The organism is Oceanobacillus sp. J11TS1 (assembly GCF_018333215.1).
Taxonomy (GTDB): Bacteria; Bacillota; Bacilli; order Bacillales; family Amphibacillaceae; genus Oceanobacillus.
Map to the genome: position 1 here is coordinate 106,678 of NZ_BORO01000001.1, position 25,848 is coordinate 132,525.

General features: G+C 38.5%; 25 protein-coding genes. 16 read left to right on the forward strand and 9 right to left on the reverse strand.

The features are described 5' to 3' along the window. The first annotated feature begins 159 nt into the window (after window positions 1-159). From KI343_RS00540 to pdxA, 3 genes are read left to right on the forward strand one after another with little or no spacing between them, the layout of a single operon-like run. A complete protein-coding gene (locus KI343_RS00540; RefSeq protein ID WP_212924477.1) occupies window positions 160-1,152 on the forward strand; it encodes a 2-keto-3-deoxygluconate permease in 993 nt (330 codons plus the stop codon). A 25-nt stretch (window positions 1,153-1,177) separates the two neighbouring features. Further along, window positions 1,178-2,473, forward strand: a complete 1,296-nt coding sequence (locus KI343_RS00545) for a four-carbon acid sugar kinase family protein (RefSeq protein ID WP_212924478.1) — start codon at window positions 1,178-1,180, stop codon at window positions 2,471-2,473. Then, the gene (gene pdxA, locus KI343_RS00550) at window positions 2,466-3,476 is read left to right on the forward strand and encodes a 4-hydroxythreonine-4-phosphate dehydrogenase PdxA (protein WP_212924479.1); all 1,011 of its coding nucleotides are present in this window, start codon (window positions 2,466-2,468) and stop codon (window positions 3,474-3,476) included. The genes KI343_RS00545 and pdxA overlap by 8 nt, the downstream gene beginning before the upstream one ends. Before the next feature lie 248 nt (window positions 3,477-3,724). Here pdxA and KI343_RS00555 read toward each other — a convergent pair whose 3' ends face one another. Together KI343_RS00555 and KI343_RS00560 are read right to left on the reverse strand one after the other, a co-directional pair. Further along, complete coding sequence (locus KI343_RS00555; protein WP_212924480.1) at window positions 3,725-4,852, reverse strand: NAD(P)/FAD-dependent oxidoreductase; 1,128 nt, start codon at window positions 4,850-4,852, stop codon at window positions 3,725-3,727. Then, window positions 4,845-5,309 (reverse strand): DinB family protein, encoded by a 465-nt coding sequence (locus KI343_RS00560; protein ID WP_212924481.1) that lies wholly within the window; start codon window positions 5,307-5,309, stop codon window positions 4,845-4,847. Before KI343_RS00560 ends, KI343_RS00555 begins: the two co-directional genes overlap by 8 nt. 176 nt (window positions 5,310-5,485) lie before the next feature. On the opposite strand from KI343_RS00560, the gene KI343_RS00565 reads away from it, so the two are divergent. Next, window positions 5,486-6,409, forward strand: coding sequence for a manganese-dependent inorganic pyrophosphatase (locus KI343_RS00565; protein WP_212924482.1), 924 nt, complete (start codon window positions 5,486-5,488; stop codon window positions 6,407-6,409). 207 nt (window positions 6,410-6,616) lie between these two features. On the opposite strand, the gene KI343_RS00570 is transcribed toward KI343_RS00565, so the two are convergent. Further along, window positions 6,617-6,817 (reverse strand): cold-shock protein, encoded by a 201-nt coding sequence (locus KI343_RS00570; protein ID WP_212924483.1) that lies wholly within the window; start codon window positions 6,815-6,817, stop codon window positions 6,617-6,619. 358 nt (window positions 6,818-7,175) lie between these two features. Between KI343_RS00570 and KI343_RS00575 the strand changes: the two genes are divergently transcribed. The 7 genes from KI343_RS00575 (at window position 7,176) to KI343_RS00605 (ending at window position 12,691) form a co-directional block, all read left to right on the forward strand. Further along, window positions 7,176-7,493: a CotD family spore coat protein gene (locus tag KI343_RS00575; protein ID WP_212924484.1), complete on the forward strand. Its 318-nt coding sequence runs from the start codon at window positions 7,176-7,178 to the stop codon at window positions 7,491-7,493. A 132-nt stretch (window positions 7,494-7,625) separates the two neighbouring features. Then, window positions 7,626-8,180, forward strand: a complete 555-nt coding sequence (locus KI343_RS00580) for an SLOG family protein (protein WP_212924485.1) — start codon at window positions 7,626-7,628, stop codon at window positions 8,178-8,180. Between the two features lie 64 nt (window positions 8,181-8,244). Continuing rightward, window positions 8,245-8,913, forward strand: coding sequence for an SIMPL domain-containing protein (locus KI343_RS00585; RefSeq protein WP_212924486.1), 669 nt, complete (start codon window positions 8,245-8,247; stop codon window positions 8,911-8,913). 339 nt (window positions 8,914-9,252) lie between these two features. Beyond that, window positions 9,253-9,729, forward strand: coding sequence for a GNAT family N-acetyltransferase (locus KI343_RS00590; protein ID WP_212924487.1), 477 nt, complete (start codon window positions 9,253-9,255; stop codon window positions 9,727-9,729). Window positions 9,730-9,831: 102 nt separating this feature from the next. Beyond that, the gene (locus tag KI343_RS00595) at window positions 9,832-10,209 is read left to right on the forward strand and encodes a spore coat protein (protein WP_212924488.1); all 378 of its coding nucleotides are present in this window, start codon (window positions 9,832-9,834) and stop codon (window positions 10,207-10,209) included. 346 nt (window positions 10,210-10,555) lie between these two features. After that, on the forward strand, window positions 10,556-11,101 hold the full coding sequence (locus KI343_RS00600) for an NADPH-dependent FMN reductase (RefSeq protein ID WP_212924489.1): 546 nt from the start codon (window positions 10,556-10,558) through the stop codon (window positions 11,099-11,101). A 198-nt stretch (window positions 11,102-11,299) separates the two neighbouring features. Then, complete coding sequence (locus KI343_RS00605) at window positions 11,300-12,691, forward strand: DHA2 family efflux MFS transporter permease subunit (protein WP_212924490.1); 1,392 nt, start codon at window positions 11,300-11,302, stop codon at window positions 12,689-12,691. 63 nt (window positions 12,692-12,754) lie between these two features. Here KI343_RS00605 and pdxK read toward each other — a convergent pair whose 3' ends face one another. Together pdxK and KI343_RS00615 are read right to left on the reverse strand one after the other, a co-directional pair. Beyond that, window positions 12,755-13,585: a pyridoxine/pyridoxal/pyridoxamine kinase gene (gene pdxK, locus KI343_RS00610; RefSeq protein ID WP_212924491.1), complete on the reverse strand. Its 831-nt coding sequence runs from the start codon at window positions 13,583-13,585 to the stop codon at window positions 12,755-12,757. A gap of 142 nt (window positions 13,586-13,727) precedes the next feature. Beyond that, entirely contained in the window at window positions 13,728-14,765 is a 1,038-nt protein-coding gene (locus KI343_RS00615; RefSeq protein WP_212924492.1) for a C45 family autoproteolytic acyltransferase/hydrolase, read from the reverse strand. A gap of 93 nt (window positions 14,766-14,858) precedes the next feature. On the opposite strand from KI343_RS00615, the gene KI343_RS00620 reads away from it, so the two are divergent. Then, on the forward strand, window positions 14,859-15,530 hold the full coding sequence (locus tag KI343_RS00620) for an endonuclease III domain-containing protein (RefSeq protein ID WP_212924493.1): 672 nt from the start codon (window positions 14,859-14,861) through the stop codon (window positions 15,528-15,530). 55 nt (window positions 15,531-15,585) lie between these two features. Here KI343_RS00620 and KI343_RS00625 read toward each other — a convergent pair whose 3' ends face one another. Beyond that, window positions 15,586-15,855: a hypothetical protein gene (locus KI343_RS00625; RefSeq protein ID WP_212924494.1), complete on the reverse strand. Its 270-nt coding sequence runs from the start codon at window positions 15,853-15,855 to the stop codon at window positions 15,586-15,588. A gap of 192 nt (window positions 15,856-16,047) precedes the next feature. Here KI343_RS00625 and cydD point away from each other — a divergent pair, with 192 nt between their 5' ends. Further along, a complete protein-coding gene (gene cydD, locus KI343_RS00630; RefSeq protein WP_306432532.1) occupies window positions 16,048-17,853 on the forward strand; it encodes a thiol reductant ABC exporter subunit CydD in 1,806 nt (601 codons plus the stop codon). Then, the gene (gene cydC, locus KI343_RS00635) at window positions 17,850-19,568 is read left to right on the forward strand and encodes a thiol reductant ABC exporter subunit CydC (protein ID WP_212924495.1); all 1,719 of its coding nucleotides are present in this window, start codon (window positions 17,850-17,852) and stop codon (window positions 19,566-19,568) included. Before cydD ends, cydC begins: the two co-directional genes overlap by 4 nt. 72 nt (window positions 19,569-19,640) lie before the next feature. Here cydC and cydS read toward each other — a convergent pair whose 3' ends face one another. The 3 genes from cydS to KI343_RS00645 are packed head-to-tail and all read right to left on the reverse strand — an operon-like array spanning window position 19,641 to window position 22,091. Next, window positions 19,641-19,733 (reverse strand): cytochrome bd oxidase small subunit CydS family protein, encoded by a 93-nt coding sequence (gene cydS / locus KI343_RS20505; protein ID WP_374705402.1) that lies wholly within the window; start codon window positions 19,731-19,733, stop codon window positions 19,641-19,643. 4 nt (window positions 19,734-19,737) lie between these two features. Further along, a complete protein-coding gene (locus KI343_RS00640; RefSeq protein ID WP_212924496.1) occupies window positions 19,738-20,751 on the reverse strand; it encodes a cytochrome d ubiquinol oxidase subunit II in 1,014 nt (337 codons plus the stop codon). Then, the gene (locus KI343_RS00645) at window positions 20,748-22,091 is read right to left on the reverse strand and encodes a cytochrome ubiquinol oxidase subunit I (RefSeq protein WP_212924497.1); all 1,344 of its coding nucleotides are present in this window, start codon (window positions 22,089-22,091) and stop codon (window positions 20,748-20,750) included. Before KI343_RS00645 ends, KI343_RS00640 begins: the two co-directional genes overlap by 4 nt. A 1,173-nt stretch (window positions 22,092-23,264) precedes the next feature. Between KI343_RS00645 and proB the strand changes: the two genes are divergently transcribed. After that, the gene (gene proB, locus KI343_RS00650; protein WP_212924498.1) at window positions 23,265-24,383 is read left to right on the forward strand and encodes a glutamate 5-kinase; all 1,119 of its coding nucleotides are present in this window, start codon (window positions 23,265-23,267) and stop codon (window positions 24,381-24,383) included. Continuing rightward, window positions 24,380-25,627: a glutamate-5-semialdehyde dehydrogenase gene (locus tag KI343_RS00655; RefSeq protein ID WP_212924499.1), complete on the forward strand. Its 1,248-nt coding sequence runs from the start codon at window positions 24,380-24,382 to the stop codon at window positions 25,625-25,627. Before proB ends, KI343_RS00655 begins: the two co-directional genes overlap by 4 nt. Window positions 25,628-25,848 lie beyond the last annotated feature (221 nt).

The following is a 25,848-nucleotide window of genomic DNA, read 5'->3' on the forward strand; positions in this document are numbered from 1 at the left end:
AAAAATGAAACGATTTATAAAGATGTAGTTAATTATAGCTATAATTTTATAAAAAGTTGTTGCTTTTTTATTCATTTAGTATTATTATATATAAATGCAAACGCTTTATATAAAGGTTTGTTTCAAAAATAAACAAAATGAGTATATGGGGGAGAAGAAATGAAGATTAAGGCAACAATAGAACGTATACCCGGAGGGATGATGGTAGTACCATTGTTGTTAGCTGCAACGATAAATACGGTTGCTCCAGAATTATTACGTATAGGGAACTTTACGCAGGCATTATTCGTGGATGGTTCAAGTACTTTAATTGCATTGTTTTTATTATTCACCGGTGCACAAATTAATGTGAGAAATGTAGGTGTGAGTCTTGGGAAAGGTGCGGCACTATTATTTACTAAATGGGTTGTTGGTGCCTTGGTTGGTCTGTTGGCTTTCTTGATGATGGGAGAAAACGGATTGTGGTTAGGTCTAGCGCCAATTGCAATTATAGCTGCAATGACCAATAGTAACGGCGGTCTATATGTAGCACTGGTGGGCCAATACGGAGATAAAACGGATCGGGCAGCATATTCATTGCTAGCATTAAATGATGGTCCATTTCTAACTATGGTAGCATTATCCATTTTTGGTGTAATGGGATTTGTTGAAGGGATGTTCTCGTTTGTTTCCTTCTTATCCGTTTTACTTCCAATTATTATCGGTATGGTTTTAGGGAACTTAGATGAAGAATTAAGAGATTTCTTTAATTCAGGTAGTAACGTACTTATTCCATTTTTTGCATTTGCACTTGGGATGGGAATCGATTTTTCCAGTATCATAGATGGCGGACTAGGGGGAATAGTTTTAGGGTTGTTAACTGTGTTTGTATCTGGTACCGCAGGATATTTCATTTTTAAAGCGATGAAATGGAATCCGGTTGTCGGAGCTGCGGAAGGATCTACTGCAGGAAACGCTGTAGCTACTCCGGCGGCGATTGCTGCTGCAAGCCCCGCTTTTGCTGCGAATGTAGAATTAGCTACTGTTCAAGTCGCTGCTGCGGTTGTGACAACTGCAGTGCTATTACCGTTTTATGTAGGTTTTCTCGTGAAACGGTTAGAGAAAAAAGGTATTAAAGTGCCTGACGATTATATGGTAGAAAATCAGGGGTAATTTTATATAGTAAAGAAGGTGTAAGATGATGAAACAAATTGCGATAATCGCAGATGACTTAACCGGAGCGAATGATAGTGGAATCCAATTAACGGAAAAAGGAATTAATACATCTGTATTATTTCAAATTCCTAAGAAAATTAAGTTTCTTAGTGAAGGTGTGGTCATTGATACGAATTCAAGAGCTTTATCGAGAGAAAAGGCAATTTCTGTAACAACGGAATCGGCAAAGTTTATTAAAAATCTCAATTATATGCATGTATATAAGAAGATGGATTCTACACTCAGGGGACATATTGGTCATGAATTACAGGCGATGGGCAACGTTTTAGAAGCGAGGTTTATTGTTGTTATCCCGGCTTTTCCTGAAATGGGCCGCATAACAAGGGATGGTTATCATTATGTTCATGGGAAATTAATTTCAGAAACAGAAATTGCAAAAGATCCCAAGCATCCTGTGACAGAATCGCATATTCCCAGCCTAATTGAAAAACAGATAGATGAGAAGGTTGGATTGATTACAAAAGAAGATTTAGAAAGTGATAAGAAATTCCAGGAAAAATTGGAAATTATACATGCGAGGAATATTAGAATAATCTGTTGTGATGCAGAAACGGAAAAAGATTTAAAAAATGCAGCAAAGAAATTCATTAAAGAAACTAACCAGATTATATGGGCTGGATCTGCGGGGTTAGCTGAAGTTCTCCCAGAAATGTTAGGTATCGAGAAAGAAAAGCAAAGTGTTTCTTATGAGTACTCGAATTTTGCCATGACAGTATGTGGCAGTTTATCAGAAAAAACACAGGTTCAAGTGAATTATGCACTACATCAACCAGGTGTGGAGGGGATTGAATTAAATCCGCTATACATGTTCCAGAAGGACTGGGAGGAGCATAAAGCAACTTATCAAAAAGCATGTATGAAAATTCTTGCAGAAGAAAAAGATATTGTTTTGTATGTTCCATCTAACGAGGATATTCGTAGTCAAGTAAAGGAAACAGGTATGAAACTAGGGCTTTCCAATAATGAAATAGGTGAAACAATATCTGCCAGAATAGCTGAATTAGTTGTTGATATAAAAAGTCAATTTCCAAAACTGGACCGTTTTGTTTTAACTGGAGGCGACACAGCAAAAGCAATTACGCAAAAATTAGGAGCAATTGGGCTGCATCTTATCAAACAGGTGGAACCGGGTATCCCTTTAGTTTCTCTTATTGGGGAAAATGAAAGTCTTGTCATAACAAAAGCTGGTGCATTTGGAAAAAAAGATTCTATCTATCATGCTATGATGGAAATGAAAGGGGAAGAAGTTTATGAGTAACAAACCGATTATAGGTATAACAATGGGAGATGCTGCAGGTGTTGGTCCGGAAGTTATTGTAAAAAGTTTACAGGAAGCAGAAATTTATCAAAATGCGCATCCGATAGTTATTGGAGATTCGAAAATATTAGAGCGTGCAGCAAAGGATTTAAACATTGACACATCCATTACGAAAATTAGTAAAGAGGATGATTTTAAACAAACTGTCCTTGGAGAGATTACTTGTGTTGACTTAGACCTTATTCCGGAAGATTTAGTTGTCGGTCAGGTGTCGCCAGTAGCCGGTAATGCAGCTTTTCAATATTTGCGAGTTGCTATTGAGCTAGCAAATGAAAGTAAAATTCAAGCAATTTGTACCGCTCCTTTGAATAAAGAAGCATTGCAAAAAGGTGGACACATGTATCCTGGTCATACAGAGATTTTAGCAGATTTAACCAATACCGAAGATTTTTCCATGATGTTGTCATCACCCAAACTAAAAGTAATTCATGTTACAACCCATATAGGATTGATTGATGCTATTAAGATGATCCAGCCAGAACGTGTATGGAAAGTCATAAAACTTGCAGATAAAACGTTGAAAGATTCAGGGATCAAACAGCCGAAGATAGGGGTTTGTGGAATTAACCCACATGCGGGGGAAAATGGATTGTTCGGATACGGTGAAGAGGAAGAAAAAATTATTCCGGCAGTTCAGCAGGCGGTAGAACAAGGGATTGATGTTGAAGGGCCTCTGCCGGCAGATACACTATTTTTCCGAGCGCAACGCGGAGATTTTGATATTGTTGTAGCTATGTATCACGATCAGGGTCATGGACCGATAAAAGTACTTGGTTTGGAAGCTGGGGTAAATATTACAGTAGGTCTACCGATTATCCGTACAAGCGTGGATCATGGCACGGCCTTTGATATTGCAGGAAAAGGAATTGTGGATGAAGGAAGTATGTTGGAAGCATTAAGACAAGCAATTGAATTAGCGCCTAAAGAAACGTCTGACAGGTAAAATTTAAAGGGAAAACGTATAAAAGATTAGTACGAAAAGCCACGAACAACAACGTTTGTGGCTTTTCGTAGTATTTATTACTTAGTAATTCCTTTAGGATGAAAAAAGCTTTCTTGGTTCCCGTTAAAACCTTGAAGCCATAACCATGTAAAAAAGGCTGTTAAAGCCACAACTAAAATAATAATTATTACAATATGAGATCCCTTCAACTGCGTTCACCTCAATTTTGGGAAGTTCACAAATATATCTTAGACATCAGCTACAAGAGCTGTAGTTACAGCGTAATCTTCCAGTGAGATGTCAAGAGGTTGTTTGGTTGCAAGCTTTGCAAGCTGTTGTCCAAGAAACGGTCCCATCGTTAATCCTGAGGACCCGAGTCCATTCGCAAGCAGGACATTTTCATGCGTTGGAAGTTCTCCGATAATAGGTAAAAACCCAGGGGTATACGGACGGAAACCGACTCGGGTTTCAAGGATGGTTGCTTTTGCTAAATCTGGGGCAATCGCAAGTCCTTGGTCTAAAATTTCATGCACACCAGCAGCGGTCACGCGATAATCGAAATTCAATTCATCCTCATGGGTTGACCCAATGACAAAGCGGTTGTCATCCTGTGAGAGTAAATATTTTGTTCCAGGTGGCATAACTACTGGCCAATGGGCTGTTTTTAAAGATGGAATTTGTAAGTGCATAATTTGTGCGCGTTGAAAAGAAATATCTAACGGAATGCCTAAAGGCTCTACCGTTTCCTTCATCCAAGCACCATTTGCTAAAATAATTTTTTTTGCATCGAGGCTTTCATTATTAAGTTCTACACCTGTTACTGTATTTTCATTTATACGTAATTTTGCGTCTCCAGATAAAAGGATAGCTCCGTTTGCCTTCGCTGCTTTTTTTAGGGAATGTAATAATTTTCTTCCGTCTACACGTGCCGCTCCGCTGATGAAAACAGCTTGATAGTCCTTTTGTAAAATTGGAAAACGGTTATGCGTTTCTTCTGCATCAAGACGAATAATATCACCGATTTCGGGAGCTTCTGCTCGACGTTTGTGGGCTCTTTCTTCCATTCCATCTAATTTTTTAGGGTCTGTATGCAGGCTGAGTGCGCCCACTTGTTTATAACCGGTATCTTTCTCGCCAAGCTTCTCTAATTCTGCAATAAGCGATGGATATATTGCAGCGCCGTTTTTTGCGAGGTGGTACCACTTCTTATTGCGGCGTTGGGAAATCCAAGGACAAATAATCCCAGCGGCAGCATCGGTTGCTTGGCCATCATCCTGTCGATCAATCAGAATAACCTGTGCTCCTTGTTTCGAAAGGTAAAAGGCGGTGCTAGCTCCTAATATACCACCGCCAATAATAATATAGGGTTTATTCATTTTTATCCTTTGCTACAACCTGATGCATCGCTTTTACTTTGCCAAGATGCTCTGCTTCGTGGAAGGAAAGCATAATTAACAAATCACCGTGTGTTTCGATGCTGCCAAAAGGAACCTTAAATTGCACATTAGATTTCCAGAATAAATCATTAAATTCGTTAATCCGCTGTTGCTGCAGTTCTAATGCTTCCAGAAGTTCCTCGAGGCTTGGTGGTTCCTCTTTCCAATCTTTTGGACTTGTTCCAGATCCAAAGAAGTCGGCATAGTTCGCAGGTATATTTTCTGATTTCTTAGGATAGCGGAATAAAAATTTTTCCATTGTTACGAGTGTGTGGCCTAGGTGCCAGCGAATTGTATTATTAAAATAATCTGCTTGTACATCAATAATGTTATCGTCCAAGTCGGAAGCGAAAGTTAGTAAAGCAGTACGTGTTAAGTTAAATTGTTTTCTTGTCATTTCAAATCCCTCCAATAAGATTTATTATAATCTAATAATGATTATTTTCACAGTAATTCGATGAGGAATGAAAATATTTCTAAGTATTTTTGGAAGATACAAGATTAGGACTAGAGGATTGAGCACGAAATATGATAATCTATATAGGAAAGTTTGTCGAGGGAGGAAATAACAAGATGCCAAAAAAACTCATTTTCGGACATAAAAATCCTGATACGGATACAATTTGTTCCGCGTTAGCTTATGCTGATTTAAAAACAAAACTAGGAGAAGAAGTAAGTCCTGCACGTTTAGGCGAAGTGAATGGTGAAACCCAATTTGCTTTAGACCAATTTGGAGTTGAAGCTCCGGCACTTATTCAAGGTGTAGAAGATGGCACTGAGGTTATTTTAGTAGATCATAATGAATTTCAGCAGAGTGCAGACAATATTGAGAATGCTGTTATTCGCGAAGTAATTGACCATCATCGTGTCTCTAATTTCCAAACAAAAGAGCCGCTTTATTTCCGTGCAGAGCCAGTTGGCTGTACAGCAACCATTTTAAACAAAATGTACAAAGAGAATAATATAGAACTAGATAAAAATATCGCAGGCTTATTATTATCTGCTATTATTTCTGATTCTTTATTATTAAAATCACCAACTTGTACAGAAGAAGATATCAAAGCAGCGCGTGAATTAGCTGAAAAAGCAGGAGTAAACCTGGAGCAATATGGTTTAGATATGCTAAAAGCTGGTGCGGATATTAGTGATAAAACGGTTAAAGAGTTGATCACAATGGATGCCAAGGAATTTGCGATGGGCGATGCAAAAGTTGAAATTGCGCAAGTAAATGCGGTTGATGTGGATGAGATCTATCAACTTCAAGATGAATTAGTTCGTGAAATTTCGGAAAACGTCAAAGAAAAAGGATTAGATTTATTCCTATTTGTTGCTACAGACATTTTAAATAACGATTCGGAAGTTTTGGCAGTCGGTGCAGAAAGTGGCAAGGTAGAAACGGCATTTAATGTCACTTTAGACGAAAATGACCGTGCGTTATTAAGAGGCGTTGTGTCCCGTAAAAAACAAATTGTTACGGCTTTGACAGAACAGTTTTAATAAGGGAAACCGTTTATTCTATTTTATACTGTAAAGGGAAATCCTTCTGCATTATGAGCAGGAGGGTTTCTGTATATATATCAAATAAATATAGAAGTTATTAGGTAAGGAGTATCTTTTCGGTAATGATGATCGCTGTGATAACTATTTCAACCAAATAAAAAAAGAGCCAATCAAAATTGATCAGCTCTTTTTACTATCTGCTTATTAGCCTTTTACAACGTTAGCAGCTTGAGGTCCGCGGTTTCCTTCTTCGATATCGAAAGTAACTGTTTGACCTTCTTCTAAAGTTTTGAAACCTTCACCTTGGATTGCAGAGAAATGTACGAATACATCGTCTCCACCTTCTACTTCGATGAAACCGAAGCCTTTTTCAGCGTTAAACCATTTTACAGAACCTGTGTTCATTCTTTTACCTCCACGTGCAGTTGTTGCACTGTTTATTACTATTTAGTTCAAAGATAAATTTCAAGACGAAAGATCAATCTTTATTGTTTCCCATCCTGTATTTCTACCGAATCTAAATAATTAATTATAGTATAACACATATTCAAAATAAAATGCCAGCCTTTTTTGAAAAAAGTTTTATTATGATGATTTTTTATGTAGTTCATCAACTTACTTTATCAGAAAGTACTTCAATATAACCAATAGATCAAGCTTTATAACATCAAAAAAGTCCACGTGTAAATTGGGTTTTTGCCTTATCCGCCTGTACGTTTATAGCATACATTGAAAGATAGAAGTAAAAAAGGGGGAAGAATGTATGCAAGGTAGAGGACGATTTAACCAGCCGCATCGTAATGAACAGACCATTGTTCATCCGACAAAGCATCAGTATGTCCATACGTCGTCTGAATCTGTTGTTCATCATATCCATCCTGTACACACGACTTATATCCATCATCCTTCGATAAAAAATCAGCATCCCAGACCACATGGCATGCAACCGTTTTGGGGAAGACAGCCTATGGGTTCACACCCGCAATTCCGTTTCCCGCCAATCGTTCCACCAGAACAGATGCCGTGGAGAATGGGGAACCATCCCAGGGTACATCCATTCGGTAGACCACGACCATGGTGAATAAAATAGGGTAGTGAAAGGCTACCTTATTTTTATAAATTAGGACGAGCTTTTAAAAGAAGTATTCCTGCGTTAGAATAAATGTAGTTAAGGAAAAAGGAATGTTTTAATTTAATTGGAAAGGAAATAGCAGTGAAAATATTACATGTAACAGGTTATAAGCCAACGGAATTAGGTATCTTTAAAGAAAATGACCCAAGGATTGTTTTTATTAAAGCAGCCATAGAAAAACGATTACGTACTTTTATTGAAGAGGGATTAGAATGGGTCATTATTTCCGGTCAAATGGGAATTGAATTATGGACAGCAGATGTGCTGATGGATTTAAAAGACGAATACGATGTCCAAATAGGTGTATTCCCGCCATTTGAAAATCAAGATCAGCGTTGGCCGGATCCCATCAAAGAAAAATATGAAGAACTCATGATGACGGCAGATTTTTTTAAACCTCTTTATAAAGGAGAATATCAAGGAGCCTACCAATTTCGGGCAAAGGATTTATGGCTGATTGATAAAAGTGATGCAGCATTGCTCCTTGTGGATGACGAATATCCGGGAAGTGTAAAATATTTTTATGATGCAACGAAGCGAACATCCAAAGATTATCCTATTTTTACAATTACCCCGCAGGATTTAGAGGATATCGTGGAGGAGATACAGATGCAAGATCCAAACTACTGGGATTAATGAAAATTATAGAATGGTACAGCCTTATACCACATAGGATGGTATGAGAGGAGGGGTGTCGGCGATGTATTATACCTATGTACCGCCTAATTATGGACATAGAATGCCAGATCGGCAAAATAACCAACAACAAGGTGTTATCACAGTAACTGGCGTTGGTACGGTGATTGTTTCTCCAAGCATTGGTCGTATCCAATTAGTTGTTTCGACAATGGATGACTCTTTACAAACGGCGCAAGATGAAAATGCGAGGAGAATGAATCAAGTCTTGGATGTTCTACAGCAAATTGGTGTCCCAAGGGAGCAAATCGAAACCACAAGTTTTTCAGCAAGACCGATTTATAATTACCAAGATGGCAGTCAGACACTACAGGGCTATGAAGTGCGAAATGAAATAACGGTAGTTACAGAAAATATAAATGAAATTGGTGAAATCATTGATCGTGCCACAGAAAATGGGGCGAACGAGGTCGTATCCATTGAATTTTCCGTAGATAATCCAGAAAACTTTTATATAGAAGCATTGAACTTTGCACTTTCGGATGCGCAAAGAAAAGCTGAAAGTTTAGCAGAGGAGGTAGGTGCTAAATTAAATCCAATTCCATTAAAAATAAACGAGCAGACCACATCAAATGGCGTCGGGCCAGCTCAGGTTTTTAAAATGGCATCTACACCGATTGAACCAGGAAATCAATCGGTGGAAGCTAAGGTGGAAGTGCAATATCGAATTTAGAGCAAAGGATATATTGTTTACTCAGAAGCTGGGAGAAAAAGAAATACAAATCAAGTTTGAAGTTGAAAACTTGGTTTGTATTTCTTTTGGTAGGAATAAATTTATCTATATGTAGAATTTAAAAATAGACAATACATAAAATAATTGTTGCAATAATCAGCAGACAAGAGATACCATAGAAGCAACATCCTCTTTACAAAAAACTTACTTTATAGAAGAACGGATCGTATGACATCACTGAGCTTTTACGAATAGATAAACTTTTATTTACATAAGTATTCAGCGCGAATAAGAACGATGGAATAATAAAGGCAGGCTAAGGAAAAGTGGGGATATCTGATGAATATACATATTGTTCGAATGACACAAAAGTATGCAATTGAGGCACTTTGCTGGAAGTATGAAAAGCCTTATGATTTTTATAACAATGTATTGACAACAAGTGCCATTGTTGAATTACTCGGAGGAAACTATTATGCACTGGTAGATTCGTCACGTGATTTGGTTGGTTTCTTTTGTACCGGACGTTCAGCGAAAGTCCCTGCAGGAGAGAGAAACGCTGCTTATATAGAAGATTGTGTTGATTTAGGTTTAGGGATGAATCCCGTTTTGACAGGGAAGGGATGCGGAGATTATTTTTTGAAACGAATCCTTCATTATCTTGAACAAGAGTATAAAGGGAAGGCGATTCGTCTCACTGTAGCAACCTTTAACAAAAGAGCGATACGTCTATATGAGAAAAATAATTTTATCAGGGAGCACCGTTTTTACTATAAAGATATGGAATTTATAACGATGAAACGAAAAGCAAAATAATGTAGAAAATAGCGTACATTTATCGCATTTTTAGTTATTTGTATAGGACAAATCTTCTTCTTTTCATAAAATATATTATGCATTGGAAAGGAGGGAGTCCGAATGAGCCGAGATAAATGTGACTGTAATCGCTGTCGTCATTCCGGTCGAGATGAGGATGTACGTGTTCATCCAACAAGACATGAGGTACGAAACCATACAAGAGTAAAAACTGTGAAAAATATCTATCCAACGGAAGTGAAAAATGTGAATCGCACTGTTGTTCGTAATGAAAATTATTATCCAGTAAGAGAAACCAATGTGAATGAAACGGTTGTTGAAAATTATGATTGCGGAAGTGACGTAAATAATTCAAGAAATTGCCGAAGAGTGGATAATACGAATAATTGTGGGAAGAAAAATGACAAGTATTCAGAAAAAGGTAAATGTGAAAAAAAGCGCTTCTGCGGTCCTCGTCGAAATCGCCATTGGTTCTTTTAAAATGGTAGAATGTACGCAATAGGTCAAGTTTTTCCAGTTGATTTTTGTGAAAGGTAGCTCTTATTAAGAAAATATTCATATAGGAACCTCTTTTGAATGACTTCTTAATAGGAGTTTTTTTTATGGAAGGAAATATAGAGTGAATCAAAAGTGGGGTTTGCAGTTGTCGTAACATTTTTAGTTTTTGTACAGGAGGTTTCTTTCTTTTCTCAAGAGTACATAAATGCGAGCAATTTTCTTGTGGTAGTGTAACTAATATGATATTAATATTAACTGTGTTTAAAATCAATCGATATGTATTTGTGATAAACATAACAATTTACAATAGAATATTGGAGGAATATAAATGAAAGTCGCAGCAATGATCGGGAGTAATCGCGCTGAGTCGTATAATAAATTATTAGTTGAATATATGAAGGATCGTTATCAGGATAAAATTGAAATTGATATTTTACCTATTCAAGAATTGCCATTTTATAATCAAGATGAAGAATTAAATCCACCAGAGATTGTAAAAGAATTACGGGAGCGTATAAAGAAAAGTGATGCCGTTTTATTTGCTACGCCTGAATACAATGGCTCCATTTCGGGTATGTTAAAAAATGCAATAGATTGGTTCTCGCGTGTGGATTTAGTTTTAGTAAATAAACCAGGAATGATTGTGGGTGCTTCCATGGGTGTACTCGGCACTGTGAAAGCACAAATGCAACTGCGCCAAATTTTAAATTCTCGTGGAGTTGGGGTATTAACGCTACCGGGAAATGAAGTGCTGATTGGTTCTGTTCAGGACAAGGTTGATGAGCAAGGAAAGCTTGCGGACGAGCAAACAATTGATTTTCTTGATACTGTTGTTCATAATTTTGTACAATGGTGTAATACGTTGCAAAAGTAATCATATGCCGGTGATTTTATAGTCACCGGTTTTGTATATTTTCACATGTTAAGAAACTATAAAATGTTAGCGGAAGCAATATTCCGGTTATAGTAAAAACATAGGAACAAAGTATAGGAAATATTTTCTGCTGTTCACTAAATAATGCGTGAATGTTTGCATTTCCTAAAGATATGTATAACGAAAGAAGGGTTGTGAATGACTGAGGATCAAGGGGGCATCGAAACGCAAAATATTAGTCGAGTACCGATTCTAGTCGTATTATTATCCGGGGCATTTGTGGCAATTTTAAACCAGACATTATTGGGAACAGCTTTACCGCATATGATGGCTGATTTGGATATTGATGCAAATACTGTCCAATGGTTACAATCAGCTTTTATGCTGGTTAACGGGATTATGATTCCAGTAACGGCTTTTTTAATTGGTACGTTTACAACACGTGCTCTTTTCTTAACAGCGATGTCCTTATTTACAGCAGGTACGCTTATTTGCGGCATTGCACCAGAATTTTTCTCTCTATTAATAGGACGCATTCTGCAGGCAGCTGGTGCCGGAATTATGATGCCGCTCATGCAGACTATTTTAATTTTGATTTATCCAAAGGAAAAACGAGGCAGTGCAATGGGGATGTTTGGTTTAGTTATTTCCTTTGCGCCAGCGATTGGACCAACATTATCTGGTTACATCGTAGAAAATTTTCCTTGGAGAACGCTATTTTTTATGGTGCTTCCAATTGCCATCTTAAATATAATTGTTGCTTACTTCTTACTTAAAAATGTAACGAAACGAACCTTTCCAGAGCTGGATAAGCTATCCATTATTTTATCTACGCTCGGTTTTGGAGGTATTCTATATGGTTTCAGTACGGCAGGAAATGCGGGCTGGCTAAGCTTCCAAGTAATAGGTTCCTTAATCATCGGCGCGATTATGTTAACATGGTTTATTACAAGGCAAATGCACTTAAAAACGCCAATACTCGAATTCCGTGTTTTTAAATATCAAGTATTTACGGTTACTACAGTATTAGGTATGGTTACGTTTATGACGATGATTGGCGCCGCTGTTATCTTGCCACTTTATATGCAGCAAATGCTAGGGTTCAGCGCCTTCCATTCTGGATTGGCATTGCTCGCAGGAGCTGTTGTACAAGGGTTAATGAACCCTGTTACAGGAAGGCTCTTTGATAGGTATGGCGCAAGGTATCTAGCGATGATTGGTTTAGTGTTAATTGTCGGCACCACCTTTATGTTAAGTACGCTTACTACAGAGACAAGCTTTGCCTATATTGCAACGATTCATGCTTTAAGAATGCTCGGGGTTGCGATGGCGATGATGCCTGTCACAACAGCTGGATTAAATGCGTTGCCAGAAGCATTTATTTCCCATGGTACCGCAGTAAATAATACTTTACGGCAGGTTGCAGGAGCGATTGGGACAGCATTGCCAATCACCATTATGTCGACAGCATCTATTCCGGAACAGGGTCTTGAAGGAATGGTTCATGGTGTCAATGTTTCCTTTCTTGTCACTGGAATCATCTCTATTGTTGCGCTGGTGCTGACTTTCTTTATTCATGATCGGGATTAGCCCCTATTTAAGAAATGATAAAAAGCCCTGAGGATATCAGTTGATGACCTCAGGGCTTTTGAATTACACGCTAAATACTTCTACTTTTTTGCTATCTGCTTTATTGTATGCGCCGTGCATAACAGGACCTACATATTCGTTTAATTTCCAGCCGTTTGCAATCGCTGCTGCAACAAACGTTTTAGCTTCTTTTACAGAATCATGAACACTTTTACCATGTGTCAGGTTTGCTGTAATCGCAGCGGCAAATGTACATCCGGCTCCATGATTATATGTGGTGTTAATTTTTTCACTTTCTAATAAATCAAAGTTTGTTCCATCATAGAATAGATCGACAGCTTTATCGTGATCTAACTGTTTTCCACCTTTAATGACAACATTTTTCGCGCCTAATGTATGAATTTTTTGAGCAGCTTCTTTCATTTGCTCGATCGTTTTGATTGGAGCAGATTGGGCTAATTGTGCTGCTTCAAATAGGTTAGGAGTAACTACTAAAGAACGAGGGAGCAATTCTTCGCGCATTGCGTCTGTGTTCTCTGGCTGAAGTACTTCATCTTCCCCTTTACATACCATGACAGGATCTAAAACATATTTATCGATGTTGAATTCATCAATTTTTCTAGCTCCTAAGTTAATGATATCTACAGAGCCTAGCATTCCGGACTTCATTGCATCCACGCCGACAGAAAGAATGGTGTTTAGCTGTTTTTCCACGACATCTACATCAATTGGTGTGACGTTATGGCTCCAGCCTTCAGGATCCATTGTTACAATGGAAGTTAGTGCAGTCATACCATATACATCATGCTCTTGAAAGGTTTTTAAATCTGCTGCAATCCCCGCTCCGCCGCTAGCGTCCGAACCAGCAAGAGTTAATGTTTTTTTCATAGTCATTGGTTTGTCCTCCTTGTACATAGTCAGTTGCTATCACAAATGATATGTTGCTGACTCTTTAAATTATCTTTTTCCTTTGTAGTTAGAATAATCCTTTCTAACTTAATTGTAAAGCTATTGAAATGTTGGGAATCAGATTCCCTCAAGTGTTAATAAACGTATCTGTTGCATTGAGACTTCCTTTTATTTTTGTCGCACGTAATTTATTTCCTTGCAGCCATTTTTTGAAGGAGAAAATAAATGGCTGACGGTTTCCTCCTAACGCAATCCAGGCAGAAAGCTCCCTTGGCAAATAAAGAGCTGTATGCAGTGTTCCTGCCCATGATCCGTATTTCTCAGAAAATATCCCCTGCTCCGTATCGTTAAGCATACGAAAAGCTTCATAAGGTGTTTGAACAAGTTGCTGTTTTTCGTGAATTCGTTCTAAGCGCTCCAACGATTCATCAAAACGATATCTGTTTTCATCCTTTAACTGGTCAAAGTGATTGGTACAGCTGTTTGCTTCACGCACAAAAAAGGAGCGTGGGGATACCTCTACCACAATCGATTTACCGGCAGTGTCCAACAATACATAATTAAACGTGTTGCGGTGAGGTAGCTCTCGCAGTAATTGAACAGCTTCTTCTACTGTAGCGCAATTTTCGAGAAGCAGTCTGCCAATCATATTGCAAATAAAGCCATCGCCTGATTTTGTTCGATTGACAAAGTTGTAGCCCATCGTCAAACCTTTCTCGTTCATTCCATCGGTACGACCGGTTATCTGCATGGAAGGTCCTAAACTTGCATAGCCCGTATCAGTAGGAGCATATAAAACATAGCGGCCTTCATAGGTATTTGGTGCATTATCATAATTTCGTACTAGAAAATCTCTCTGCGTATAGATAGAACAACCACTGCGTCCATATTCATGATAATACCCGCCAAATTCACGCAGGCAATCATTCCACGGAAGACCTAATCCGTCACTTAGTCCTTTTATTTCTTCCCAAATAGCCGGAGAAAATGTTTTGAAAACATCTTCCACTTCTCGCTCATCAACGAGGAAATTTCTCCATCGATTATCCAGGAGCGCTTTCCGATGTGTCAGAATAGGGGAGTTTTTAAGCTTTTCAGCCTGAAAATGGCCAAATTGATAATGGGTTCCTTGAAACTGTATAATATCCGTGTGAACAAAATTCATGATGATGCTCCGTTTCTTTGAAAAATGTATTGTAAGTGTACCTTGTCTATGATGCTAAGAAAAGAAATAAGCTTAAAAAAGAGAGGAGATTTTATGGCAGAAAGAGTTAGCTACGTTGAATTGTTTGAGAAGTTGTACCGTTTTTATGGTCCACAGGGGTGGTGGCCGGCAGCTTCTGATTTTCAAATGCTTATTAGTGCTATTTTAGTTCAGAGAACAAATTGGAAAAATGTTGAGTTAGCTTTAGAGAATTTAGGGGAAGATATAACTGCTGTAGATTTAATGCAAATGGAGGAAGCGGAACTTGCAGAAAAAATACGGCCAAGTGGTTTTTACCGGATGAAAGCAAAGAAAATCATTAATTGGCTTCATTGGTTTCAACAATATGAGTTTAATATAGAAAACGTTCGTCAATTAGGTCAAGCTGCCCTTCGAAATGAATTATTGGAAATACATGGGGTTGGAGAGGAAACCGCAGATGCAATGATGCTGTATGCTTTTGATAAGCCTGGCTTTATTGCAGATAACTATGCTAGAAGATTGTTTATCTGTATCGGGTATGATATTCCTAAAACGTATCATGCTTTTAAAACACAAGTCGAGGCAGCATTTCCTGATGATTTAGAAATGTATCAGGAATTTCATGCGTTAATTGTACAACACGGAAAACAATATTGTAAGAAGGAGCCCTTATGTAAAGGATGTCCGCTTATTTCGTATTGCAGAGTGGGAAGCCAAAAAATAGATGATTTACGAATGCAGTAAAGGGAATAAAAAACAAGTTTCTAAAAGAGAAGAATCAAGGACAAGGAGGCTAGCTTTATTGCCCTTGATTTTCTAACTGGTCCATTTTTTGCTGCAAAACAGTAAGCTGCTGTTGCATTTCTACGAGTTGCCGGTTGGTAACAGGGGTGTTTTCTTCAAACGCAGCTGGTTCTTCTGTATCTTCGTAGTATAGAATGGTTGAACCGATGAGAGAGATAATACTTCCTAAAGTCATTACGACAGTTCCGTAATATACCAATTTATCTCCGGTACTTTTTTGATTCACAGTTGAATCTGCAGGCATGTTAAGAAAGAAATCAGACATGGGATGACACTCCTATAAGCTATTGTATTCTTGTTTTCTATACATAGGATAGTTGTTTATAGGTTAATATATGTGATTTCTAAAAAAACTCTACACGTGGTTGTATAAGAATACAAAGGAAACTTTGTATTTACTCTTTGTGTATGTTCATAAAATGTTCATTTCCTACTGAGGAGCACGCTTTTGCTGGAAGTGATTAGCTATATACTCATGTATAATGGCCTATATAAACATATTGTAATTTGCAGCGACCGTTTAGAAGGTGGTGGTTATTTGTTAAAGGAATTTGGAAAACAGTTTCGAACGAGAATGATTTGGATGGTAGTTATCTCTCTTTTTATGGCTGCTGCTATTGTAGGGCAGAGCTATCTTGTGGTTTCCATTATCCAGCAGCTTTTTCTAGAGAATGCCGCATTTTCAACCGTTATTCCTGCTGTTTTTCTATTGATCAGTGTGCTTTTATTACGTACGATATTTCAATATATGATAAAAGGTGCTGGTATCAAAATGGCACAGACAGCAAAGATTTCGATACGAGAAAGATTGCTTGCTCATTTTACTAATCAGCCAATGGCAGATGCTGAAAAGGGGCAATCTGGACAGAAGACAAGCTTGTTTATGGATACGGTTGATGAAATAGACGGCTATTTCAGTAAATATCTTCCGCAGGTGATGCAATCTGCTGGTATCGTTCTGGTTGTCTGGATTGTTATTTTTACCCAAAATTGGACGAGTGGATTAATTATTCTTGTATCAGCGCCTTTTATTCCTATATTTATGATGATTATTGGTGTGAAAACGAAGGATAAATCGAAGGAACAGCTTTCTCAATTAGCTGCATTTTCGGGAACTTTCTTAGATACATTACAAGGACTTCCTACTGTTAAATTATTTGGTCAATCTGTTGAACAAAGAAATAAAATTAATAGAGATAGCACAGGCTTTCGAGACGCGACAATGGGTGTTTTAAAGGTTGCATTTACAAATTCCTTGGCTTTGGAATTTATCGCCATGCTTAGTATTGGTTTGATCGCACTGGAAATTGCAATCCGAATGATTATTTTTCAAAATCTCAGCTTTTTCACAGGATTTTTTGTGTTATTGCTTGCTCCGGAGATGTTTAGCCAATTGAAACAGCTAGGTTCTGCTTTTCATTCGGGACGTGCAAGTATGGGAGCCGCATCGCGAGTAGAAGATGTATTAGAAGAGGAGACAGCTCCGGTTCACTGGGGAGAAACGCCATTACAAAAGAAGGAAACTCCAGAATTAAGACTTGAACAGGCTTCTTTCCATTATGAGCAGGGAAATTTCCAATTAGAGCCTGCTACAGTGAGAATTTTGCCTAATGAGCAAGTAGCGATTATTGGTAAGACAGGTGCTGGTAAGTCAACCTTGCTTCATCTGCTTGCAGGGCTGTTGCCGGTACGAGAGGGAAGCTTTTTTATTGATGGCGTTCCGCAAGAGAAGGTACAAAAAACGGATTGGTTCGAAAGAATAAGCTATCTGTCACAGCATCCCTATGTTTTTTCGGGGACGGTGCGGGAAAATATCATGCTTGGTTCCCAGGATGAACAAAGTGATAAGACAATCCAAGAAGTGGCTGCATATGCAGGAATATGGGAGTGGATATCCGTGCTGCCAGACGGATTAGATACCGTCATCGGAGAGGGAGGAAGAGGCTTATCAGGAGGAGAAAAACAACGTATTGCAATTGCTAGGACGCTTCTGAAAAAACCGCAAATCCTGTTTTTTGATGAACCGACAACAGGTTTAGATATTCAGACCGAGCATATGTTACAAAAATCGTTAGATGCCCTTAAAAGTCATGCAACGATTATTACTGTAGCTCATCGTCTTCATACTATCCGGAGTGCCGACAAAATTTTACTTTTAGAACGAGGGCAAATAGCTGGTCAGGGCACGCATGAGGAGCTTTACCAAAATAATAAAATGTATCAGCAAATGATCACGGCACAGCAAGGAGGGCGACAAGTATGAAGGATATAAGACTGATTTTAAAAACGATGCTGAAAGAGAAGAAGGATATTCTTTTCTCCATCTCTTTTGGGTTTTTAGCAGGCATTGCTGCAGTCTCCTTATTTGCAGCAAGTGGTTATTTAATCTCCAAAGCTGCTTTTGCACCGCCAATCTACACATTAATGATTCTTGTCGCAAGTGTAAAACTTCTAGGTATCACTTCGGCTGTGAGCAGGTACGGGGAACGTTATTTTTCGCATCGCGGAACTTTTACCATTTTGAAAAATATCCGTTTAAAGGTTTATGACCAAATAGAGCCATTAGCAAACAGGCTTTTACAAAAATATCGTAGCGGGGATATTTTAGCTCGTATTGTCGGTGATGTAGAGTCCCTTCAGCATTTTTTTTTACGTGTATTTTATCCACCGCTTGTATTAGCAGCAGTGTTTATCGCAACGATTTACTTTACATTGTATATTTCTGTTAACGTCGCACTTACAATGCTTGCTAGTATGATAATGGTACTTATTGTCTTTCCGGCAATATTTTATCTGTTTCAGAAAAAGGTAGCAGTGTCTATGCGGGAAAAAAGAGGCGCGCTGTCATCGGGATTTACTGATTACCTGCATGGATTTCGGGAGTTGACCATCTTTCAACAGGCAGAAAGAAAAAAACAGCGGCTGTTTGATGAAATGGTTCAATACGAAACAATCAATGCAAGAGAGAATCGTCAGCTTGCCATTCGGGAAGCAATCGTTATTTTCTTTTCCTTCTTTATTTCTGTTCTTATTTTAGTCCAAGCAGGTTTCTATGTTTCAGAAGGGAATCTGGCTGGAACATTGCTGGCTATGTTATTTATGATTGCCATTACTGTATTTGAGGATACGCCGTCGATGGCTGTTCTTCCTGCTCATTTGGAAGAAAGTAAAGCTTCCTCTAAACGGCTTATTGAGGTTTGGAAAGATGAAGAACCTTCCAGCACAGGCACACGTGAAATTGAAGCGGATATTCCCCTTCAGTTCGATTTTAAGAAGGTTTTCATTCAATATCCAAATGAGAAGAAAGCTGCTGTACAAGATGCATCTTTTCAAATAAAGCCAGGGATGAATATGGCTATTGTAGGACCGAGTGGATCAGGGAAATCAACATTGATGCAGGCGATGCTTACCTTTGCACCAATCAAATCAGGACAAATTTTGGTGAACGGGGAAGAGATAAATGGCCTTGCCCCGGATAGCTTATGGGGGCAAATGAATGTATCCCTCCAGCATAACCATTTTTTCTATGGAAGTATTTTTGAAAACTTACGGTTTGCGAATAAACAGGCTACTGCAGAAGCATGTCAGGAAGCATTAGAAAAAGTACAATTGGGGCATTTTCCTCTGGATAAACAAGTGCTGGAGAAAGGAACGAATCTATCCGGCGGTGAAAAACAGCGCTTAGCACTTGCCCGTCTATTTTTACGAGATGCTTCTATCTGGTTGCTGGATGAGCCAACTTCTTCCTTAGATGCAATTACAGAGCAGCAGATTATGGATGAAATCGAAAAGGTGACAACGTATCAGACCGTTGTAACCATTAGACATCGTCTGACAGGATTGGAAAAGATGGATCAAATTATTGTTATGAATCACGGAGAAATTATTGAAAAAGGAACGTATTATGAACTGATGGAAAAAGAGGATGGCTATTTTCAAGCGATGAAGGAGCTTGAAAATCAACAGCTTCAATTTTAAATATAAAAAACTAAAGAACCCCGCATATATTCTGTTCATAGATGAATATATGCGGGGTTTCTCATTCGTTTATTACCTATCCTTTGCTGCAGCGACGAATGCTGAAGCAATTGCAATAATCAGGATGATAAAGGGGGCAATGAAAATCAGAAATTGATTCAACATTTTATCACTTCTTTCCCTTAATATAGTTTTTATCGAATAGAAACAGTTTAAGCAGTAAATAAAGGGACGGGATAAGCAGCGCCATACCTAAGATAAAGACGACAATGAGTGAAATAGCCATTGCTGTATTAGTAAACCCTTCATGGATGCTTATGTGAGGGTACAGCAGGTACGGGTAATGAGATATCCCATAGCCGAAAAATGCGAAAGCGAATTGTCCAACGAGTAACCAAAAAGCGGTTCTGTAGTTTCGGCGCTTCCAAATCAGCACGACAGTTAATATCCATAAAACAAAGGAAATGGCAAACATCCACCATAAGCCTAAAAGACTCTCAAAATGGAATGGATTGTGGAAACGCAATTCCACAATAATTCCCGCTGCCGCAATAATCAAAGGAATAGACCAGCCTAAGGCATACTTTCGCATTAAATCTGTTGCATCCTTATCTCCTGTTTCATTGGCATACCAGGTTAAGAAAACGGCGGATATATATAGGACAGCAACGATACTAAGAACAACAATAGACCAGGTTAATGGACTAAAGAACAAAGCGTTGTAGTCCAGGACAGGATTTCCATCTTCCATAAAGACAAAGCCGCCCTCAGAAATCGTCAAAATAATAGACAAGGAAGCTGGAAGCAGCAAACCGGACAGTCCGTACATTATTGCATATCCTTTATGGCCATGCTTTCCATAGGACTCAAATGCATAATAAGAGCCGCGAATTGCCAACAAAATCAGTGCCAAGCTTCCCGGAATCAGTAAAATGGTTCCAAAATAATACGCAGTCTCTGGGAAGAAACCAACAATCCCAACAAAGAAAAAGACAAAGAATACGTTGGTCACTTCCCATACAGGTGATAAATAGCGCTTGATGATTTTTGATAGAATATGCTGTTTTTCCGTAACGATACTATATGCATTAAAAAATCCTGCGCCGTAATCAATCGAACCGATAATGATATAACCAAATAAGAATAACCAAAGTACAGAAATACCAATGATTTCTAATATCATGATTGGCCACCCCCTTGCTGCATGCGTTCTAACTCTTTTTCTACAGGATTTTTATGGAACATATACCTTAACACGACAATGGTACCGACACCTAAGATAAAGTATAGGATGGCGAATAACACAAACATCCAGCCTACATAGTCGCTTGTCGTAGCTGCTTCTTCAACGGTCATTATTCCTCTTAAAATCCAAGGCTGGCGACCGACTTCAGCCATCCACCATCCGGCCTCGATTGCCAGAAAAGCAAGTGGTCCCCCGGCTACAATGAACCAGCGATACCATGTTTTTTCAACAAATGCCCATTTTCTCCGCATGCCAAACCAATAAATGAGAGATAAAACAATCATAAATACACCAATGGTGACCATTGTATCAAAGAAGTAATGAATAACGACTGGAGGCTGTTCCTCAATAGGGAATTCTTCTAAGCCGATTACTTCTGAATTTGGCAGTCCATGTGCAAGAATACTTAATGCATAAGGGACATGCAGCGCATATCTTGCTTCGTTATTCTCATCTAATACCCCCCACATTACCAGCGGTGCTTCTGTCGTTGTTTCAAAATGCCATTCTGCTGCAGCCAGCTTCTCGGGCTGATACGCAGCTAAGTATTTTCCGGATAAATCTCCAATTAAAGCTGTTGCAATAGCAAAGATTAAACCAATTTTCATTGTCATATGCAATGCTTTTTTGTGATATTCGTTATTTTTGTTCTGGATAAGTCGAAATGCTGCAAAGGCAGCTAGCATAAAGGCGATAGTCATATAAGCAGTTGCTATTACATGGGTAACCTTTGTCGGCATAGCTAATGTAAACATGGCCATGATTGGATTGGCATTGACTAACTCTCCGCCTACGATATCAAAGCCTGCTGGACTATTCATAAAGGAATTCACGACGGTGATGAAAAAAGCAGACATGCCGCCGCCGATTGCTACCGGAATAAGTAATAGCAAATGTTTTCTTTGATTATCGAAACGGTCCCAAGTATATAAATAAATTCCTAAGAAAATTGCTTCAAAGAAAAAGGCGAATACCTCCATAAATAATGGTAAAGCAATGATGTTTCCCGCTAATTCCATAAAGCTTGGCCATAATAAAGATAATTGAAGCCCAATGATAGTACCTGTTACTACCCCAACAGCGACAGTAACAACAAATCCTTTTGCCCACCGACGTGCCATTAATAGATAATGCATATCATTGTTTTTAATACCTATCCATTGTGCAATCATAATCATTAATGGAACCCCGACACCGATCGTGGCATAAATGATATGAAAGGATAATGTCAATAGCGTCAGCATTCGGCTGGCATATGCTGGATCATCAAATAACATCGAACAATAACCTCCCTTATTCCAACTACATTTTTTAACATTCCCTTTGTACAGAGAATTAATCAGCGTGAATAAAAAAATCATATGAATGGAAAAGTACTATCTTGTCCTAGGTTTTTTATTGAAAGTTACTTTATTGAGTTCCTAATAAAATGGGTGTTCTGGTACGATTATTAGTCTTTTAATAATAATGGGGGGTAATGCTTTTCCAAATCTGCTGGGATTCCCTCTGAGGTAGAAGCTCATTATATGAATATTGTTTTGCAAGCTATAAACGTCCGTTTCCCTTACTAGGTAGATTGAATACCATTGCATGTGACTTTAAGTCAAAGAGCGTGAAGCGTATGGTTACTCACCCCTTGGATGCTTGTTTCTATTTGGTACTTTGTTTCTATATACCATTATAGTGAATACAGTGTATCTTTGTCGCCGAAAAGAATGTTATAGCCAGCATAGGTGTGACGACTTTTTGAAAAGCACTACTCCATAAGGAGGAAGTAAATGATAAAGCGTGAGTCATTTCATTGCAAGAAAAGCTGGACAGCATACCTCTTTGTTTTGACTTAAAGTCCAGATGTTAAATACCTTTCAGAAATCATTCTAACTCGAGGAGTTCAGGATGCTTAACAAGAAATCTTCAGCTTCCATCCTCTCCGCTCTTATATTCCACTTTGCTTCAACAACTCAACCTTTGCCCGTCAAAACCACTAACAAATGGAATATGAAAGCTTCCACATTCTCAAGAACACGAACCAAAATTAGAAAGTTTTCCTATCTTTGATGTAGGAAGAAATATATTTTCCTATTGACAACGAGGAAAATTCTGATAATAATTAATATCAATACATTGAACGTTATAGAAGGACTAGTAAGTAAGCTATCACAATGTCAGAGATGGGATCAGAGGATGTATATGAAATATTGAAAATCTGTTCATCTATTTATCCAAAGCTGAGAGATTCCTCATTGCTGAGTTACTGAACCTACCTTTTTAGTCTTATGAAAACATAAGCGTTCCCCAAACGTTATCATGGGATAAGTGGAATACGATTGTATTACATCGTATTTAAGTTGTGGTGGTACCGCGGAAGTAAACTCTTTCGTCCCTTCGTTAATTGGGGATGGAAGGGTTTTTTTAATGGTAGAAATGTTTTGTAGAAAGGCGGAATCGTAATGGCGACAAAACGTATTGTTGTTAAAATAGGCAGCAGCTCATTAACCAATACGCATGGAGAAATAGATATGAAGCAGCTGGAGGATCATGTACATGCCCTGGCGTTGCTTCATCAGAACAATATGGAAGTAATTTTGGTTTCCTCTGGAGCAATTGCTGCTGGGTTTAAACAACTGGGGTATTCCTCAAGACCTGTCACGCAAAAAGGGAAACAAGCAGCGGCAGCAGTTGGTCAAGGTTTGCTTATTCAAACCTATATGGAAAAATTAAAGGAATATGATATTACCGCTGCACAAATTCTTTTGACAAGAAGTGATTTTTCCAATCAAGGGAGATATCGAAATGCTTATGCAACCATGGAGGAATTACTAGAGCGACGAGTCATTCCGATTATTAATGAAAATGACACGATTGCTATTGAGGAGCTCACGTTTGGAGATAATGATATGCTATCTGCTTTAGTGAGCGGTTTGATTCACGCAGACCATTTAATTATTTTGACAGATATCAATGGTATATATGATAAGAATCCGAATAGATATCCAGATGCAACACGATATGATCACTTCATGAAGATTAGCGAGGAGTTAATCGAGCAGACTGATGCGACAGGTTCTAAGGTTGGAACAGGCGGGATGAAATCGAAGCTGATGGCTGCTAAGATGGCATCTTCTGTGGGTATACCAGTGTTTATTGGACGCGGTGATGGAGAGCAGAAGCTAGCAGACATTTTAAAAGGTAAAGGAGACGGTACTTATATTGATAGTGAAAGAAAAGCACATTTACCAGCGAATAAACAATGGATTTCGCTGCATTCGCATCTGGATGGCCGAGTGGTAGTAGACGAAGGAGCGGAAAACGCACTAATGCATCAGGGCAGCAGCCTGCTTTCTCCAGGAGTTACAACGGTAGAAGGTTATTTTTCAAAAGGCGATGTCGTGGAGGTTTACGGAAAGTCTGCTTTGTTAGGACGCGGGCAAGTAAATTGTTCCTCAGAAGAATTAGAAGCAGTTATGAAACTGCGCCAATCAGACTATATTCCTGCAGTGCCAACAATTGAGGTTATTCATCGAGATAAATGGGTATCCATGATGACAATGAAAGGGGAATTATCATGAATGAGGTAATTGAAAAAGGAAAACTCGCAAAAAAAGCCAGCTATCAAATTGGAACATGCTCTACAAAGGAAAAAAATGACGCATTATTAAAAATGGCTAATGCACTTAGAGAAAACAAAGATGCGATTATTGCAGCCAATAACCTAGATATTCAATCCGGCCAAGCACGAGGATTATCTGCATCTTTGCTCGATCGAGTGGAATTAAACGAGCAGCGTATAACAGACATTGCCGATGCGATTCTGCAAATTATTGATTTAACGGACCCGATCGGTGAAGTGATAGAAACGATAGAGAAGGAGAATGGTCTGCAGATTGTAAATACGCGTGTTCCAATAGGCGTCGTAGGCATGATTTATGAAGCAAGGCCAAATGTCACCGTTGATGCAGCTGCGCTTGCCATAAAAACAGGTAACGCCATTATCTTGCGGGGCAGTTCTTCTGCAATTCATTCCAATTTAGCGATTGTTAAAGTGATTCATGAAGCATTGGCAGACAGCGCTGTAATTCCTGAAGCCATTCAGTTAATTGAAGATACAAGCAGAGAGACAGCAAATGAATTGTTTCGCTTAAATGATTATTTAGATGTGCTTATTCCGCGTGGAGGAAAAAATTTAATTGATACAGTGGTCAGAGAGTCCCGTGTTCCTGTTATTGAAACTGGTGCAGGGAATTGCCATATTTTTATCGATGAAACAGCAGACCCGAAGATGGCAAAAGAAATTACGTTAAATGCCAAACTGCAGCGTCCATCCGTATGTAATGCGGTTGAATCATTACTAATGCAGTCTGACTGGTTTAATAAATATGGGAAAGATTTAATTGACTCTCTTATCGAACAAGGTGTAATCGTACATGGAGATGAACGTGTAGTTGCAGAAAATTCCTTTGTGAAATTAGCAACCGAAGCAGATTGGGAAACGGAATATCATGGTTTGGAAATCAGCGTCAAAATCGTAGAAGATGTTTATGAGGCAATAGATCACATTAATACCTATGGTACCAAGCATTCCGAAGCGATTATTACGGAGACAGAGATTTATGCAGAAGTTTTTAAACAAAAAATAGATGCAACAACGGTATATCATAATGCGTCTACTCGTTTTACGGATGGCTTTGAATTTGGTTTTGGAGCAGAGATTGGAATCAGCACGCAAAAATTGCATGCCAGAGGCCCAATGGGGTTAAAAGCATTAACTTCTAATAAATACATCGTTTCCGGAAATGGACAAATTCGTAAATAATATTAGTAATCCCGTAGAATAGAACAGATTGTTGTTTTAGTTGGAAAAAACACGAAACAACAGTCTGTTTGCTCTGCAGAAAAACGAGCTGCTTTTATTTGAGTTGGGAATTATTTTTTCTAGGCAACCCGAGACCCAAGAACATTCAATTCCAGTAGGTTCTTTTTTCCTCCAACCGCTTTTATTTTGCAAACGCAGAAAATAAAGATAGAATAACACTA